19 protein-coding genes are annotated in these 14561 nt (G+C 66.4%); 7 read left to right on the top strand and 12 right to left on the bottom strand.

The features are described 5' to 3' along the window. Positions 1–669: a leucyl/phenylalanyl-tRNA--protein transferase gene (gene aat, locus Sa4125_RS10185; protein WP_224006708.1), complete on the top strand. Its 669-nt coding sequence runs from the start codon at positions 1–3 to the stop codon at positions 667–669. On the opposite strand, the gene Sa4125_RS10180 is transcribed toward aat, so the two are convergent. The 4 genes from Sa4125_RS10180 to gatB all read right to left on the bottom strand — a co-directional run bounded on the left by Sa4125_RS10180 (position 609) and on the right by gatB (position 4066). Further along, entirely contained in the window at positions 609–1091 is a 483-nt protein-coding gene (locus Sa4125_RS10180) for a DUF2155 domain-containing protein (protein ID WP_224006705.1), read from the bottom strand. The genes aat and Sa4125_RS10180 overlap by 61 nt on opposite strands. Positions 1092–1258: 167 nt before the next feature. After that, positions 1259–1639: an NADH:ubiquinone oxidoreductase subunit NDUFA12 gene (locus Sa4125_RS10175; protein WP_224006701.1), complete on the bottom strand. Its 381-nt coding sequence runs from the start codon at positions 1637–1639 to the stop codon at positions 1259–1261. A gap of 105 nt (positions 1640–1744) precedes the next feature. Further along, positions 1745–2314, bottom strand: a complete 570-nt coding sequence (locus Sa4125_RS10170; RefSeq protein ID WP_224006698.1) for an isoprenylcysteine carboxylmethyltransferase family protein — start codon at positions 2312–2314, stop codon at positions 1745–1747. Between the two features lie 249 nt (positions 2315–2563). After that, on the bottom strand, positions 2564–4066 hold the full coding sequence (gatB, locus tag Sa4125_RS10165; RefSeq protein WP_224006695.1) for an Asp-tRNA(Asn)/Glu-tRNA(Gln) amidotransferase subunit GatB: 1503 nt from the start codon (positions 4064–4066) through the stop codon (positions 2564–2566). Positions 4067–4190: 124 nt separating this feature from the next. Between gatB and Sa4125_RS10160 the strand changes: the two genes are divergently transcribed. Continuing rightward, on the top strand, positions 4191–4796 hold the full coding sequence (locus Sa4125_RS10160; RefSeq protein ID WP_224006692.1) for a Uma2 family endonuclease: 606 nt from the start codon (positions 4191–4193) through the stop codon (positions 4794–4796). Positions 4797–4812: 16 nt separating this feature from the next. On the opposite strand, the gene Sa4125_RS10155 is transcribed toward Sa4125_RS10160, so the two are convergent. The 5 genes from Sa4125_RS10155 to Sa4125_RS10135 form a co-directional block, all read right to left on the bottom strand. Next, positions 4813–5076 (bottom strand): chorismate mutase, encoded by a 264-nt coding sequence (locus Sa4125_RS10155; protein ID WP_224007724.1) that lies wholly within the window; start codon positions 5074–5076, stop codon positions 4813–4815. Positions 5077–5271: 195 nt separating this feature from the next. After that, positions 5272–6753, bottom strand: a complete 1482-nt coding sequence (gene gatA, locus Sa4125_RS10150) for an Asp-tRNA(Asn)/Glu-tRNA(Gln) amidotransferase subunit GatA (protein ID WP_224006689.1) — start codon at positions 6751–6753, stop codon at positions 5272–5274. A 91-nt stretch (positions 6754–6844) separates the two neighbouring features. Beyond that, a complete protein-coding gene (locus Sa4125_RS10145; RefSeq protein ID WP_224006684.1) occupies positions 6845–7324 on the bottom strand; it encodes a GNAT family N-acetyltransferase in 480 nt (159 codons plus the stop codon). 23 nt (positions 7325–7347) lie between these two features. Then, the gene (gene gatC, locus Sa4125_RS10140) at positions 7348–7635 is read right to left on the bottom strand and encodes an Asp-tRNA(Asn)/Glu-tRNA(Gln) amidotransferase subunit GatC (RefSeq protein ID WP_224006681.1); all 288 of its coding nucleotides are present in this window, start codon (positions 7633–7635) and stop codon (positions 7348–7350) included. A 156-nt stretch (positions 7636–7791) separates the two neighbouring features. Beyond that, positions 7792–8493, bottom strand: a complete 702-nt coding sequence (locus Sa4125_RS10135; RefSeq protein WP_224006678.1) for a metal-dependent hydrolase — start codon at positions 8491–8493, stop codon at positions 7792–7794. Between the two features lie 153 nt (positions 8494–8646). On the opposite strand from Sa4125_RS10135, the gene ruvX reads away from it, so the two are divergent. Then, positions 8647–9129 (top strand): Holliday junction resolvase RuvX, encoded by a 483-nt coding sequence (gene ruvX, locus Sa4125_RS10130; RefSeq protein WP_224006676.1) that lies wholly within the window; start codon positions 8647–8649, stop codon positions 9127–9129. Here the strand turns inward: ruvX and Sa4125_RS10125 are convergent. Then, positions 9071–9403 (bottom strand): DUF6105 family protein, encoded by a 333-nt coding sequence (locus Sa4125_RS10125; protein ID WP_224006674.1) that lies wholly within the window; start codon positions 9401–9403, stop codon positions 9071–9073. The two genes, ruvX and Sa4125_RS10125, sit on opposite strands and share 59 nt — an antisense overlap. Continuing rightward, positions 9400–9924 carry a hypothetical protein gene (locus Sa4125_RS10120; protein ID WP_224006672.1) on the bottom strand — a complete coding sequence of 175 codons (525 nt, stop codon included), beginning with the start codon at positions 9922–9924 and terminating at the stop codon, positions 9400–9402. The genes Sa4125_RS10125 and Sa4125_RS10120 overlap by 4 nt, the downstream gene beginning before the upstream one ends. Positions 9925–10246: 322 nt before the next feature. Here Sa4125_RS10120 and Sa4125_RS10115 point away from each other — a divergent pair, with 322 nt between their 5' ends. The 4 genes from Sa4125_RS10115 to dprA are packed head-to-tail and all read left to right on the top strand — an operon-like array spanning position 10247 to position 14242. After that, positions 10247–11200: an aspartate carbamoyltransferase catalytic subunit gene (locus Sa4125_RS10115; protein ID WP_224006670.1), complete on the top strand. Its 954-nt coding sequence runs from the start codon at positions 10247–10249 to the stop codon at positions 11198–11200. Continuing rightward, the gene (locus tag Sa4125_RS10110; protein WP_224006668.1) at positions 11197–12501 is read left to right on the top strand and encodes a dihydroorotase; all 1305 of its coding nucleotides are present in this window, start codon (positions 11197–11199) and stop codon (positions 12499–12501) included. Before Sa4125_RS10115 ends, Sa4125_RS10110 begins: the two co-directional genes overlap by 4 nt. 8 nt (positions 12502–12509) lie before the next feature. Continuing rightward, a complete protein-coding gene (gene plsY / locus Sa4125_RS10105) occupies positions 12510–13109 on the top strand; it encodes a glycerol-3-phosphate 1-O-acyltransferase PlsY (RefSeq protein ID WP_224006666.1) in 600 nt (199 codons plus the stop codon). Beyond that, complete coding sequence (gene dprA / locus Sa4125_RS10100; protein WP_224006663.1) at positions 13106–14242, top strand: DNA-processing protein DprA; 1137 nt, start codon at positions 13106–13108, stop codon at positions 14240–14242. The genes plsY and dprA overlap by 4 nt, the downstream gene beginning before the upstream one ends. On the opposite strand, the gene Sa4125_RS10095 is transcribed toward dprA, so the two are convergent. Beyond that, positions 14213–14533, bottom strand: a complete 321-nt coding sequence (locus Sa4125_RS10095; RefSeq protein ID WP_224006660.1) for a hypothetical protein — start codon at positions 14531–14533, stop codon at positions 14213–14215. The two genes, dprA and Sa4125_RS10095, sit on opposite strands and share 30 nt — an antisense overlap. Positions 14534–14561: the final 28 nt, after the last annotated feature.

The following is a 14561-nucleotide window of genomic DNA, read 5'->3' as shown; positions in this document are numbered from 1 at the left end:
ATGGCCAGGCGACGGGACCAGCGCTTCGAGATCACGCCGGGGATCCTGCTGAAGGCCTATGCCTGCGGGATCTTTCCCATGGCCGAGAATGCCGACGATCCGGGACTGTTCTGGATCGATCCGGAAGAGCGGGGCATCATCCCGCTCGACAGCTTTCACGTGTCGCGCAGCCTGAGGAAGACGATCCGCCGCGGCACGTTCGAGATGCGCTACGACAGCGCCTTCCCGGCCGTCATCGACGCCTGCGCCGAGCCGGCGCCGGGCCGGGCGAACACCTGGATCAACGCCGAGATCCGCAAGCTGTACCTGCAGCTTTTTCAGAACGGGAATGCGCACTCGGTCGAAGCCTGGCGCGACGGCCATCTCGTCGGCGGGCTCTACGGCGTCAGCCTCGGGGGCGCGTTTTTCGGCGAGAGCATGTTTTCGCGCGAGACCGACGCCTCGAAAGTGTCGCTGGCCTTTCTCGTCGAACGCTTGCGTCTTGGGGGATACCGCCTGCTCGACGCACAGTTCATCACCAGCCATCTTGCCCAGTTCGGCGCGGTCGAGATCTCGCGCGCGGACTATCACGAAAGGCTCGAAGAGGCGGTCGCCCTGCCCGCGACCTTCTATCCGGCGGGCGGGGGCACGGCCGAATCGCTCTTGCAGCCGGTCAGCCAGACGTCATAGACCGGGTGCTCGACGGCGTTGAGGCCGGGTGAGTCGGCAAACATCCAACCGGTAAAGATGCGCCTGATCTGGCGGTCCAGGGTGATCTCGTCCACCTCGGTGAAACCGTCGGTCTGCGGCGGCACGCTGGGCGGGCTGGTATAGCAGACGCGCGGCGTCACCTGCAGGGCACCGAACTGCACCGTTTCGTCGATATAGACATCGAAGGACGTAATCCGCCCGGTGATCTTGTCGAGACCGGAAAACTCGGCGACCTTGTTCTTCACGCGCTCTGCAGGCGGAGCGGGCGTCGCCGCGCCCTCGCCGGGCGCAGGAGCGTCGCTGGGCGCCGGGGCATCGATCGGCGGCAGCAGGAGTTCCTGCGCGCCAACTGCGATCGTCAGGGCCGATAGGGCGAGCAAGGTGGCGGGAAGCAGTCTCATCAGTCATTTCCTGCGGCGAGAATCTCTCTGCCGCGGTGGTGGCCGGCAGAGCCGACCGAAATATGACGGGATCGAAGATCCGCGCCCTTCTCCCGATACAGCGGAAAAGCTCCGATACGACGGAACCGCACGCGACTGTCCGGATGCCGGGGCGGCCGCTGAGCCTGTCAGGGCTGCCAGGCGTCGTAATCGCCCGTGACGCGTGGCCGCTCGGAGGGGTTGAGCAAGGATCCCTTCGGGCGATAGGCAGCGGGCGTGCCGGTCCGGTTGGCCTGGTGCGCCTTCTGCCAGGTGCGGGGCGTGTAGGTCTCGCTGGCCGGGGCGACGTCGACGCGGTGATGCATCCAGCCATGCCAGCCGGGACCGATGGCGGAAGCATCGGCCGGACCGTTGTAGATGACCCAGCGGCGCGACCCGTCGGCATTCTGATAATAGATGTTGCCGCGCTCGTCCTCGCCGACCTTCTTGCCGAAGCGCCAGGTATGGAAGCGGGTGCCCATCGTCTGGCCCTGCCACCATGTGAAGATTTCGAGAAGGGTCTTCTTCATTGCCGCGATCCGCCTTTTGGTCGACGGCTTTATGGCGCCGCCGGCGCCGATTGTCCACCCGCGCAGGGCGGCCCCACGGGCGGAGGGGCCGATTTCGGCATGTCGTCAGAGATAGCGCGGAACCCTTGCCGCATAGCGTCGGTAGCGATCGCCGAACCGGTGGCGCAGCGCCGCCTCCTCCGGGCGAACGACGAGGAGATGCAGTGCGAGGAAATAGGCCGGCAGCAGCGCCAGCGCCCACAGGCTGGTCGCCGCGACGCCGACGCCAAGGAAGAGCAGCAGCATGCCGAGATAGATCGGATTGCGGGTCGAGCGAAAGAGGCCATCGGCGACCAGCACATCGGCGACGCGCCTGGCGTCCTGCGTGGTCGCATGTCGCTGAAGCGTGCGGGATGCGGCCCGCATGATGCATTCGGCCGCGATCACCAGAGCGACACCCGCGGCGAGCCATCCCAATACGGGCTTCAAGGCCGACCCGGTGGGAAGCAGCCATTCGAGACCGGCGCCGAGCGCCGAGAGCCAGACAAACAGCGAGGACGGCGTGACACGCGCCGATGACGGTCCCGCCCCGGTTCCGGTCTCGCTTCGCCTCGCAGCGCGGCGCCGCATGACGAGCCCGTGCACCGCGATCAGCAAGGCGCTCGAGGCAAGGATGATCGGGCCGTAATAGTTCAAGAACAGGCTCCCGTCGTCAGTCGACCGACGTGTTCTAGCCGTTCCTCCGTGGTCGGTGCGTTAATGTTTCATTCATCATTAACGGCGGCCCCATTGCCGGCGATGACGCCTGGACATCAGGCGTCCATGGGTGGGACGTCGCCAAGGCTCCGGCGCACATTCTGCGTCGGCATACGCCGCGCCGCCACTGCCGAGTTGGCGGCAAAGCCCTTCACGCCTTGGACGTGATCATCACGAAAAGGCTGGCGGCTACTCCAGGCCCAGCCGATCCTTGACCAGCTGGTTGACGACGGCCGGGCTCGCCTTGCCGCCCATGGCGCGCATCGCCTGGCCGACGAACCAGCCTGCAAGTGTCGGCTTCAGCTTCGCCTGCTCGACCTTGTCGGGGTTCGCGGCGATGATGGCGTCCACCGCCGCCTCGATCGCGCCGGTGTCGGTGACCTGCCTCATGCCGCGCGATTCGACGAGTTCGGCCGGGTCGCCGCCCTCGGTGAAAACGATCTCGAACAGGTCCTTGGCGATCTTGCCGGAGATCGTCTCGGCCCGGATCAGGTCGAGGATCGCGCCGAGCTGGGCGGCCGAAACCGGAGTCTCGTCAATGGCTTTGCCGGCCTTGTTCAAGGCGCCCAGCAGGTCGTTGATGACCCAGTTCGCCGCCTGCTTGGCGTCCCGCCCCTTGGCGACCGCCTCGAAATAGTCGGCGATCGCCTTTTCCGAGACGAGGATGGAGGCGTCGTAGAGCGACAGGCCGAGATCGGCGACGAAGCGGGAACGCTTGTCGTCGGGCAGTTCCGGCAGGTGCTCGGCGAGCGCGGCGACATAGGCGTCGTCGAATTCGAGCGGCAGAAGGTCGGGATCGGGGAAATAGCGGTAATCGTGCGCGTCCTCCTTGGAGCGCATCGAGCGCGTCTCGCCCTTCGCCGGATCGTAGAGCCGCGTCTCCTGGTCGATCGTTCCACCGTCCTCGATGATCTCGATCTGCCGCCGCGCCTCCGCCTCGATCGCCTGTCCGACGAAGCGGATGGAGTTGACGTTCTTGATCTCGCAGCGCGTGCCGAAGGCGCCGCCGGGACGGCGGACCGAGACGTTGACGTCGGCGCGCATCGAGCCTTCGTCCATGTTGCCGTCGCAGGTGCCGAGATAGCGCAGGATGGTGCGAAGCTTGGTCAGATAGGCGCGCGCCTCGTCGGCCGAGCGCATGTCGGGCTTGGAGACGATTTCCATCAAGGCGACGCCGCAACGGTTGAGGTCGACATAGGACATGGTCGCGTGCTGGTCGTGCATCGATTTGCCGGCGTCCTGCTCGAGGTGAAGCCGCTCGACGCCGATCTCGACCTCGTCGAACTCGCCCTTGTTGTTCGGCCCGACCGACACCTTCACGACGCCCTCGCCGACGATCGGGTCCTTGAACTGCGAGATCTGATAGCCTTGCGGCAGGTCGGGGTAGAAATAGTTCTTCCGGTCGAAGACCGAGCGGTTGTTGATCTTCGCCTTCAGCCCGAGGCCCGTGCGGATCGCCTGGCGCACGCACTCCTCGTTGATCACGGGCAGCATGCCCGGCATGGCCGCGTCGACGAGGCTGACATTGGCGTTCGGCTCCGAGCCGAAGGTGGTCGAGGCCCCGGAAAACAGTTTGGCGTTCGACAGCACCTGCGCGTGCACTTCGAGGCCGACGATGATCTCCCAGTCGCCGCTGGCGCCGGCGATGAACTTCTTCGGGTCGGGAATGCGGGTGTCGACGAGGTCGGTCATGTCCGGGTCTTTCGCAGTGTCGGCAGGGCTTGGGCAAGCGCTAGAGCAAAGGCGCCGGGGGTTCAAGGTTCGGCGTTGACGGCTTGGAAATCGGCTGTTTTCGGGACCTAGCAAGGGCGCTAAGATGGAGATGAAACAGTTGATTGGAAAAGTGATGAATATCCAATCCCGGTCCGACAACACCGCGCCCAGAATGTCCGTCGAGGCATTCTTTCATTGGGCCGAACCCCTTGATCGCAGATACGAACTCGTTGATGGAGTTCCGCGCTTGTTGCCTTGGGTGAAACGCAATCACAACCGCATCGCCGTCAACCTTGTCACCGCTCTTGCCCGGCAGATCGACGCAACAGCCTACGAGATCGCGACAGGTGACTTTGCCGTCACCACCGGTTCGCACAGCGTCCGCTTTGCCGACGTGATGGTGGAAGCCGCCGGCGGTCCCGGAAGTGCCAGGACGACGCACAAAGCGGTGGTGCTTGTCGAGATCCTTCCGACCAGCACAATGCATGTCGATTTCGGTCCAAAGACGCGGGAATATCTCGCCCTTGCAACTCTTGGTACATGCCTGATCATCGCCCAGGAGACGCGCTGCGCATGGCAGTGGACACGTCAGGAGAACGGCGATTGGCCGGAAGAGCCTCTGCTCATCGATGCGCCGGACTCCGAGATTTCGGTCGACGTGGTCGGTGCTCGGCTCAGCTTCGCAGACATCTACCGGAACGTCGATTGATGCGGGTGTCCGTCTTTCACACTCCCAGCCTCTCCTCCTCCGCGATCGCCGCGTCGACCAGCATCCGCCAGAATTCGCCGTAGAGCGCCGGGTCGAGTCCATGAGCCTCGGCCCGGGCGCGGGCATTGCCGACGACCTCGTCGACGCGCTCCGGCACGTTGGCCGGAATGCCGGCAGCGCGCTTCAGCTCCGCGGCGCGGTGGATATAGCGCATGCGTTCGGCGAACCGGGCGAAAAGCTCGGTGTCGAGCGCGTCGATCTCGGCGCGCAGCTGCGCCATCGAATGGCAGTCGGACGGGGCGAGACGTGTCACGGGGAACCTCAGGGGTTGGCCGAGATGCGGTCTGTCAGGGCCAGCATGACGGCGGAGACGTCGAACTCCATGTGGATGCCGGCAAGCCTGCCGAGATGCATCCAGCCGGCGGTCGGCCCGAGCGTCATGAAGGCCTTGCCGGACCACACTCGTCGTCGACACTCACCACCACTTCGCCGGCGTGAAGCGGCCTGCCGCCTTCTCGATCACGGACGCGGTCGCAAACAGCGTCTCTTCGTCGAAGGGGCGCCCGATGAGCTGCAGTCCGAGCGGCGTGCCCTCGCCCGTCAGACCCGCCGGGACGGCAATGCCGGGAAGACCGGCCATGTTCACGGTCACGGTGAAAATGTCGTTCAGGTACATCTTCACCGGATCGGAATTCATGTCCTCGTCGCCGATGCCGAAGGCGGCGGACGGGGTCGCGGGGGTCAGCAGGGCGTCGATGCCGTCGGCATAGACCGCTTCGAAGTCCCGCTTGATCAGCGTGCGGACCTTCTGGGCCTTGATGTAGTAGGCGTCGTAGTAGCCCGCCGACAGGACATAGGTGCCGATCATGATGCGGCGTTTGACCTCGCGGCCGAAGCCGGCGGCGCGGGTGTTCTCGTACATGTCGGTGATGTCGCGGCCGGTCTCGCGCAGGCCGTAGCGCACGCCGTCATAGCGCGCGAGGTTGGACGAGGCTTCCGCCGGCGCGACGATGTAGTAGGCCGGTAGCGCGTATTTGGTGTGCGGCAGCGAGACGTCGACGATTTCGGCGCCGGCCTCGCGCAGCCACTCGATGCCCTTCTGCCAGACCGCGTCGAGTTCCGCCGGCATGCCGTCGACGCGGTATTCGCGCGGAATGCCGATCTTCAGCCCTTTCACCGAGCGCCCGACGGCGGCCTCGTAGTCCGGCACCGGACGATCGACGGACGTGGTGTCCTTGGCGTCGACGGAGGCCATCGAGCGCAGGAGGATGGCCGCATCGCGCACGTCGCGGGCGATCGGGCCGGCTTGGTCGAGCGAGGAGGCGAAGGCGACCGTGCCCCAGCGCGAGCAGCGGCCATAGGTCGGCTTGATGCCGACAGTGCCGGTGAAAGCTGCAGGCTGGCGGATCGAGCCGCCGGTATCGGTCGCCGTCGCGCCGGCGCACAGATGCGCGGCGACCGCCGCGGCCGAGCCGCCCGAAGAGCCGCCCGGCACGAGATCGAGGTTCGATCCCTTGCGGCGCCAGGGATTGATCACCGGGCCGTAGTAGGACGTCTCGTTCGACGAGCCCATGGCGAATTCGTCCATGTTCAGCTTGCCGAGCATGACGGCGCCATCGGCCCAGAGGTTTGCGGTGACGGTGGATTCATACACCGGCTCGAAGCCGTCGAGGATGTGGCTGGCCGCTTGGGTATGGACGCCCTCGGTCGCGAAGAGGTCCTTGATCCCGAGCGGAATGCCCTCGAGCGCCCCGGCCTCGCCTCTGGCGATGCGCGCGTCGGAGGCCGCGGCCATCGCGCGCGCCTTGTCCGCCGTCACGGCGATGTAGGCGTTGAGCTGGCCGTTGGCGCGGTCGATGGCGCCGAGATAGGCCTCGGTCAGTTCAGCGGCACTGGCCGACTTGGCAGCCAGGGCCGTTCGGGCTTCGGCGATGGTCAGGGCGGTGAGATCGGTCATGTCGGTCCGTTTCGTCGGATTCTGAAGGCCGCTTCCCCGGCGGGACGAGCATAGCCAAGGCTTTGTCTGTGGGGCGAAAACTGGTCCGCGATCACCCTTCGATCGGCGGCGCGGCGACCAGGCATTTTTCGTAGAAGACGGAGAAACCGGTGTCGGGATAGTCGCCGAACGGGCCCCGTCTGGTGAAGCCCGCCCGCTCATAGACCCGCCAGGCTGCGGGATGCCGGTCACCGGTCTCCAGGAGGAGAGTGTCGATCCCGTCGGCCGAGGCGCGTGCCTCGATCGCAGTGAGCAGGCGGCCGCCGAGCCCCCGCCCCTGCAGCGCCGGCTTCACGAACATGCGCTTGACCTCGCCTGCCGACGATCCGAGTCGGCGAAGCGCGCCGCAGCCGACGGCCTTGCCGTCCTCCCTCGCGATGAAAACCGTCGTTTCCGGCCCCGCCATTTCGTCGACCGTCATGTGATAGCAGTACTCTGCCGGCGTCAGCGCGAGAAGCGCGGCATTGAGCTCGGCGATCAGGTTGCGGACCTCGGGCTGCAGCGGGCTTTCCTCGGCGATGACAATGCGCACGGCAAAGGTTCCTTGTCCGGACTCTATTCCAACACCTTGGGGACCATGAAGAAATTCTCGTCGTGTGCCGGGGCGTTGGCGACGATGTCGTCAGCCTTGGCACCGTCGGTGACTTCGTCCTGGCGCTTTTTCATGACCATCGGGATCACCGAGGTCATCGGCTCTACGCCCGTCACATCGACCTCGCCGAGCTGCTCGACGAAGCCGAGGATGGTGTTGAGCTCGCCCTTCATGGCCTCCACATCGTCATCTGAGACGGCGATACGGGCAAGACGCGCAACGCGTCGGACGGTGGCATTGTCGACGGACATGGCGGTTCCGGAATTGGTCGAGCGGGAGGATGCCGGGCGATGCTCGGGAGAAGTGTCGCGCGTCCTCCCGCTATAGCGAGGCGACCGGACGGTGGCAACAAGGCCCCCGTCGCGCCGTCATCCTGTCTCACGTCGCCTCTGGCGCGGTAGCGCGCGTCAGACGTCGAAGGCGACACCGATGTCCGGGATTCTGACCTTGCCGCCGTCGCCTTCCATGGCCTCGATGAACCGTGCCGGATTGGGATCGAGCATCGGGAACGTGCCGTAGTGGATGGGCACGATCGTGTCGAAGGCGAAGTAGCGGCGGCAGGAGAGCGCGGCGACGGCGGCGCCCATGGTGAAGCGGTCGCCGATCGGCACCAGCCCGATTTTCGGGTGATGGAGTTCCTCGATCAGCGCCATGTCGCCGAAAATATCGGTGTCTCCCATGTGGTAGACTGTCGGGCCATCGGTGAAATGGAAGACGAGACCGTTCGGCATGCCGAGATAGGACACGCTGCCGTCCGGCGCGATGCGCCCCGACGAATGGAATGCCTGGGTCAGCGTCACCGAGAAATCGTTGAATTTGAGAGTGCCACCGGTGTTGGCCGGCTCGATATTCTCGACGCCCTGCGCGGCGAGCCACATCAGGAGATCGAAGTTTCCGATGACCTTAGCGCCGGTGGTGCGGGCGAGTTGCACCGTGTCGCCGACGTGATCCTCATGGCCATGCGTCAGCGCAATGTGCGTCAGCCCGCGGCTTGCGGTCGCCAGATCGCCGGTGAAGTGGCTGTTGCCGGTCAGGAAGGGGTCGACGAGGATGACGGAGGCGCCGGTCTCGATGCGAAAGGCGGAGTGACCGAAATGGGTAATCTTCATATCGTGCGGTGTCCCTGGCTGACGTGAAGGCCTGCGACGAGCTATGACCCGTCGCGTCTGGGCGGCAATGTGAGCCCAGGGCGGGCCGGGTCAAGCCGCGTCGTCAGGGATAACGGGTCTTCTCCGTCCTGCCGGGCGCGAAAAGGAGTGCCGATGGGCATCGTGGACATTCGGGAGTTGCGGGCGCTGGTGCCGGCTGGCCGCCTGATCGCGGGCCTCGACCTCGGCACCAAGACGATCGGCATCGCCGTGTCCGATGTCGGCCTGCGGCTGGCGACGCCGCGAAAGCTTGTCCGGCGCACGAAGTTCGGCGCCGATGCGGCGGCGCTCATGAAGAGCCTCGATGACGAGCGCTGCGGCGGCATCGTCATCGGCATGCCGCTGAACATGGACGGGTCGGAGGGGCCGAGGGCCCAGTCGACGCGTGCCTTCGTGCGCAACTATCTGCGGCTCGACCCCCGCCCGATCTGCTTCTGGGACGAACGCCTGTCGACCGTCGCGGCCGAGCGCTCGATGATCGAGGCCGACGTCTCCCGCAAGAAGCGCGCCGAGCGCATCGATTCGGCGGCAGCGGCCTTCATTCTGCAGGGCGCACTCGATCGGCTCTCGTCGATTCGAGCCGCCGGAGAAGAGTGACGATGTTCGCCGTCGCGGCGGCGAGCTTCACGGAAAGGGTCCGGCGCTTGCGAAAGGCGACGATGGCGGCGACCAGTGCGCCGTCGATCGCGAAGGCCTTGGCGAAAAACCAGGGAACGAGGGCGGGTTCGACGCCGAGGGCCCAGCCATAGACCAGCATGGTGTCGTCGTGGAAGCTTCTCGTCAGCAGCGGCAGGCCGAGATCAAGGGACGACAGACAGAACCAGAGCCAGAAGACGGCCATGGTGCCGAGCCAGAAGCCGAGCAGCTTCATCGGCGTGAGCGGTCGAGATGCGACGGGGTATAGAGCTGCGTCTGGCGCGCCATGGCCTGCGAGATGGCGGCGATCCCGGCCTCGAATGCTTCTTTGTCCTCCTCCTCCTCCTCGACGGTGATCAGCCGGTCGACGGCAATCGCCATGATGGAGACGGCCAGCAGCGCGATGGCCGTGGAATCGGAAACGGGATGCGAGTGCCCCGCCCCGGTCAGGATCGCGACGGTTGCCAGGACGAGACCGCCAATCCCCAACCATTCGGCCCTGGCGATCGCCTGCCGGTCCTTTTCGGCGTGCAGCGTGAAGAGGGCGAAAGCCAACAGGGCGGCCACGGCGAGAAGGGCCGCGGCGCCGGAGACATCCCCAACAAATGACGCCGGTAGGGAGGACGGCGCCAAGAAGGACATGGGCAGGGACGACCCCATCGCCCCATCCAGCGCGGCGAATCCGCTCGTGAGCGAGGCGACAGCGCAGTAGCCGAGCCAGCAAGCCAGGGTCACGGTCGTCATCATGCGCGGCATCGGCGGCTCCCATGCTTAACAAAGCATAAAGCCAGTCTGAACCTCGGCCGGACCGGAATCAATCACGAGGTGTCCTTAACCTTAATCTGTTGCGTTCGCAGCGATTTGTACCGGAATGGCAAGGACCGCGAGCCGATGTTCGGATGGCTTTCCTCGCCGCGCCGCGTTGCGCAGGACCGCGGCCATCAGGCGTCGGACAGGCGCGGCCGGTCCCCGTCGGGCTTCCGGTCCACCCTGCCCTGAGCCATGGCCGACCCTGCAGGCTGCCCCGCCGCAGCGACCTTGCCGGTTCCCCGAGTTTCTCCTATACGCCCGCCTTGACATGAACGCGCCCGACACCCCTCCGGTCTTTCCGCATCGCCACCTTCTCGGCATGGCGAACCTGTTGCCGCACGAAATCGAGCAATTGCTCGATCTCGCCGAAGCGGAGGTCGAGGTCAGTCGGCGCCGCGACAAGAAGCGGAACGTCCTCAGGGGGCGCACGCAGATCAATCTCTTCTTCGAGGCCTCGACGCGCACGCAGGCGTCCTTCGAGCTCGCCGGCAAGCGACTCGGCGCCGACGTGATGAACATGGCGGTGGCGAACTCTTCGGTGAAGAAGGGCGAGACGCTGCTCGACACCGCCATGACGCTCAACGCCATGCGGCCCGACGTCCTCATCGTGCGCCATCACGCCGCCGGCGCCGTGGCGCTGCTGGCACAGAAGGTCGGCTGCTCCGTCATCAATGCCGGCGACGGTGCGCACGAACACCCGACGCAGGCGCTGCTCGACGCGCTGACGATCCGCCGCCACAAGGGCAAGATCGCCCGGCTGACCGTGGCGATCTGCGGCGACGTGCTGCACAGCCGGGTCGCGCGCTCGAACATCCTCCTCCTCAACGCGCTCGGCGCCCGCGTGCGCGTCATCGCGCCGTCGACGCTCCTGCCATCGGGCATCCGGGAGATGGGCGTCGAGGTTTATCGCGACATGCGCGAGGGGCTGAAGGACGCGGACGTCGTCATGATGCTGCGCCTGCAGCGAGAGCGCATGGCCGGATCCTTCGTGCCGTCGGTGCGCGAGTATTTCCACTATTTCGGCCTCGATGCCGAGAAGCTCGCCTTTGCCCGGCCCGATGCGCTGGTCATGCATCCCGGTCCGATGAACCGCGGCGTCGAAATCTCGTCCGAGGTCGCGGATGGGCCGCAAAGCGTCATCGAGGAGCAGGTCGAGATGGGCGTCGCCGTCCGCATGGCGGTGATCCAGGCGCTGCTGCCGGGTCTCGGGAGCAACGAATGACGCGCCCGCTGGTCTTTGACGGCATCCACATCGTCGATCCCGATCGCGGCATCGACACCACGGGCACGATCATCGTCATCGACGGCAACATCGCCGCGGCCGGCGCCGAGGCGCTCGGCCAGGGGCATCCCGAGGGAGCCGAGGTCGTCGACGGCCGGGGGCTCGCCGCCCTGCCCGGCCTCATCGACGCCCGCGTCTTCATCGGCGAGCCTGGCGGCGAGCACCGCGAGACGATCCGCTCGGCGAGCCGCGCCGCGGCCGCGGGCGGCGTCACCTCGATCCTCACCATGCCGGACACCGATCCGGTGGTCGACCACGTCGCGCTCGCCGAGTTCGTGATGCGCACGGCGCGCGAGACCGCCGACATCAATGTCTTTCCCGCCGCGGCGCTGACGCGCGGCCTCCTCGGCCAGGAGATGACCGAGATCGGGCTTCTCGGCGCGGCCGGGGTCAGGGCGTTCACCGAAGGGCGCAAGACCATCGCCAACCCGGCGCTGCTGCGCCGAATCATGACCTATGCGCGCGATTTCGACGCGCTGGTGATGCATGAGACGCAGGACGCCGACCTCACCGGATCGGGCGTGATGACGGAGGGCCTGCTGGCCTCCTGGCTCGGCCTCCCCGGCGTGCCGCGCGAGGCCGAAGTCATTCCGCTCGAGCGCGATCTGCGCCTTGCCGAGCTCACGCGCTGCCGCTACCACGCCGCGAAGATCTCGGTCGCCGCGTCGGCCGAGGCGGTCCGGCGGGCCAAGGCGGGCGGCATCGCCGTCACCGCGGGCATCTCGATCAACCATCTGGCGCTGAACGAGAACGACATTGGCGAGTACCGCACCTATTTCCGCCTGTCGCCCCCGCTGCGCTGTGAGGACGACCGGGCGGCCATGGTCGAGGCGGTCGCCGATGGCACGATCGACATCATCGTCTCCTCGCACGATCCGCACGACGAGGACGGCAAGCGCCACCCCTTCGCCGAGGCCGAGGTCGGTTCGATCGGGCTGGAAACGCTCCTTGCGGCGGCGCTTCGCCTCCATCATGACGGCTCGCTGTCGCTGCTGCGGGTGGTCGAGACGCTGACATCGGCGCCGGCAAGGCTCCTGAAGCTCGATCGCGGCACGCTGCGGCCGGGCCGGCCAGCGGACATCGCGATCGTCGATCTCGATGCGCCCTTCATCTACAGCAAGGCGGAAATCCGCTCGCAGTCCAAAAATACCGCCTTCGAGAACGCCCGCTTCCAGGGTCGGATCTTGCGCACCATCGTGGCAGGCCGCACGGTGTTCTCGAGGGATGGCGCGGGGAGCTGACGATCGGCATGTTGAACGGCGGCTGGCTGGCCATCTCGGGACTTTTCGCGCTCGGCTATTTCTCCGGCACGATCCCCTTCGGCCTCGTGCTGACGCGCCTTTTCGGCCTCGGCGACCTGCGCAGCATCGGCTCGGGCAATATCGGTGCGACGAATGCGCTGCGCACCGGCAACAAGCTTCTTGCAGCGCTGACGCTGGCTGGTGACGTCCTGAAGGGGACGGTTCCTGTGCTGATCGGTTGGCAATTCGGCGAATACCCGGCTGCGGCGGCCGGGCTCGGCGCCTTTCTCGGCCATCTCTTTCCCGTCTGGCTCGGCTTCAAGGGCGGCAAGGGCGTCGCGACCTATATCGGCATCCTCCTCGGCTTTGCCCCGATCGGCGTCGCGGTCTTTGCCGTGGTCTGGCTCGCGATGGCAGCCGTGTTTCGTTACTCCTCGCTGGCGGCGTTGGCGGCGACGCTCGTCGTGCCCCTCGCCTACCTCGCCCTCGGCAATCGTTCGGCGGCTCTGCTGTCGGGCCTGTTGACCCTCATCGTCTATGTGAAGCACCGCCCGAACATCGAACGCCTCCTCGCCGGAACGGAAGGCAAGATCGGAGCCAAGGGGTGAGCAAGCCGGATGCCCCGACCGGCATCCGGCTCGGTCCCGAGCAGCGTCTCGCCTGGCTGCGTCTCATCCGCAGCGAGAATGTCGGGCCGGTCACCTTTCGCGCCCTGATCAACCGTTTCGGGAGCGCGCAGGCGGCGCTGGAGGCGCTGCCATCCTTGGCGCAGAGAGGCGGCTCGACGCGGTCCGTGCGGGTCGCGAGCGCGGAGGCCGCGGAGGCCGAAATGGCGCAGGCCGAGCGGCTCGGCGCCCGCTTCGTCTGTGTCGGCGAACCGGACTACCCCGCGGCCTTGCGGGCCGCCGACGCCCCGCCGCCGGTTCTCGCGATCATGGGAGATGCCTCCGTTCTCAACCGACCGACGGTCGCCGTGGTGGGCGCGCGCAATGCCTCGCTGGCGGGAATCAAGTTTGCCCGCCACATCGCCGCCGAACTCGGCCGCGCCGGTTTTGTCGTGGTCTCCGGCGTCGCGCGCGGGATCGATGCGGCTGCCCATGACGCCAGCCTCGAGACCGGCACGATCGGCGTCTTCGCCGGCGGCCTCGACCGCCCCTACCCCCGGGAAAACCGGCCGCTGATGCGCCGCATCGTCGACGACGGCGGCTGTCTCGTCTCGGAGATGCCCTTCGGCTGGGAGCCCCGTGCCATCGACTTCCCTCGCCGCAACCGCGTCGTCGCCGGCCTGTCGCTCGGACTCCTCGTCGTCGAGGCGGCGTCGCGTTCCGGCTCGCTCATCAGTGCCCGGTTGGCGGCCGAGATGGGGCGACTGGTGTTTGCCGTTCCCGGCTCGCCGCTCGACCCGCGGGCGGGCGGTACGAACCAGTTGCTGAAGGACGGCAGTCTGCTCGTCACCGAAGCATCCGACATGATCGAGGCGCTGCGTCCGATGGATGGCCGGCTGGAACACCGTCCCGGCCTTGAGGTGGAAGAGCCGGAAGAGGTAGCGATGGCAGCGACGGCTACCGACGACGAGAGAGAGGGCATCATCGAAGCGCTCGGCCCGACACCTGTCGCCATCGACGATCTGATCGAACATACGGGCGCTGCGCCAGGCGCAGTTCACCTGACCCTGCTCGAACTGGATCTGGCGGGCCGCCTGGAACGCCACTCAGGCGGACGTGTTTCCCTGCTCTTCTGACTGGAGGCTTCCCCCCAGTCTGAGCTTTTCGGCCGCCTCATGCCGGGCGAGATCGATAAGATAGACGAGGAAGGGGCTTCCCCCCAGTCTGAGCTTTTCGGCCGCCTCATGCCGGGCGAGATCGATAAGATAGACGAGGAAGGGGCTTCCCCCACCCTGGGCGACAACCTTAAGCTGCTCCAGCATATCCTTGACGTACCGAAGATTGTGCGACTCTCTGTTCGTGCCGTGCGTCATGGCTGTCATCTTGATGGAGTTTGGTCCACTGCGCGGCGGCGGCGATGTACCCATGCTGCCGTTCCTCCTATAAGAGCACCAT

The organism is Aureimonas sp. SA4125 (assembly GCF_019973775.1).
Lineage (GTDB): Bacteria > Pseudomonadota > Alphaproteobacteria > Rhizobiales > Rhizobiaceae > Plantimonas.
The sequence above is the reverse complement of the archived record's forward strand: the minus strand, read 5'-3'. Positions and strand labels throughout refer to the sequence as shown.

Bases quoted from the DNA above. Each gene is read 5' to 3' on its own strand.
- Sa4125_RS10160 (WP_224006692.1), top strand. From the start codon at position 4,191: ATGGAGATGAAACAGTTGATTGGAAAAGTGATGAATATCCAATCCCGG.
- aat (WP_224006708.1), top strand. From the start codon at position 1: ATGGCCAGGCGACGGGACCAGCGCTTCGAGATCACGCCGGGGATCCTG.
- ruvX (WP_224006676.1), top strand. From the start codon at position 8,647: ATGGGCATCGTGGACATTCGGGAGTTGCGGGCGCTGGTGCCGGCTGGC.
- Sa4125_RS10155 (WP_224007724.1), bottom strand. From the start codon at position 5,076: ATGGCGCAGCTGCGCGCCGAGATCGACGCGCTCGACACCGAGCTTTTC.
- Sa4125_RS10180 (WP_224006705.1), bottom strand. From the start codon at position 1,091: ATGAGACTGCTTCCCGCCACCTTGCTCGCCCTATCGGCCCTGACGATC.
- Sa4125_RS10125 (WP_224006674.1), bottom strand. From the start codon at position 9,403: ATGAAGCTGCTCGGCTTCTGGCTCGGCACCATGGCCGTCTTCTGGCTC.
- Sa4125_RS10115 (WP_224006670.1), top strand. From the start codon at position 10,247: ATGAACGCGCCCGACACCCCTCCGGTCTTTCCGCATCGCCACCTTCTC.
- gatA (WP_224006689.1), bottom strand. From the start codon at position 6,753: ATGACCGATCTCACCGCCCTGACCATCGCCGAAGCCCGAACGGCCCTG.
- Sa4125_RS10135 (WP_224006678.1), bottom strand. From the start codon at position 8,493: ATGAAGATTACCCATTTCGGTCACTCCGCCTTTCGCATCGAGACCGGC.
- gatB (WP_224006695.1), bottom strand. From the start codon at position 4,066: ATGACCGACCTCGTCGACACCCGCATTCCCGACCCGAAGAAGTTCATC.
- Sa4125_RS10175 (WP_224006701.1), bottom strand. From the start codon at position 1,639: ATGAAGAAGACCCTTCTCGAAATCTTCACATGGTGGCAGGGCCAGACG.
- gatC (WP_224006681.1), bottom strand. From the start codon at position 7,635: ATGTCCGTCGACAATGCCACCGTCCGACGCGTTGCGCGTCTTGCCCGT.
- Sa4125_RS10120 (WP_224006672.1), bottom strand. From the start codon at position 9,924: ATGCCGCGCATGATGACGACCGTGACCCTGGCTTGCTGGCTCGGCTAC.
- plsY (WP_224006666.1), top strand. From the start codon at position 12,510: ATGTTGAACGGCGGCTGGCTGGCCATCTCGGGACTTTTCGCGCTCGGC.
- Sa4125_RS10110 (WP_224006668.1), top strand. From the start codon at position 11,197: ATGACGCGCCCGCTGGTCTTTGACGGCATCCACATCGTCGATCCCGAT.
- Sa4125_RS10095 (WP_224006660.1), bottom strand. From the start codon at position 14,533: ATGGGTACATCGCCGCCGCCGCGCAGTGGACCAAACTCCATCAAGATG.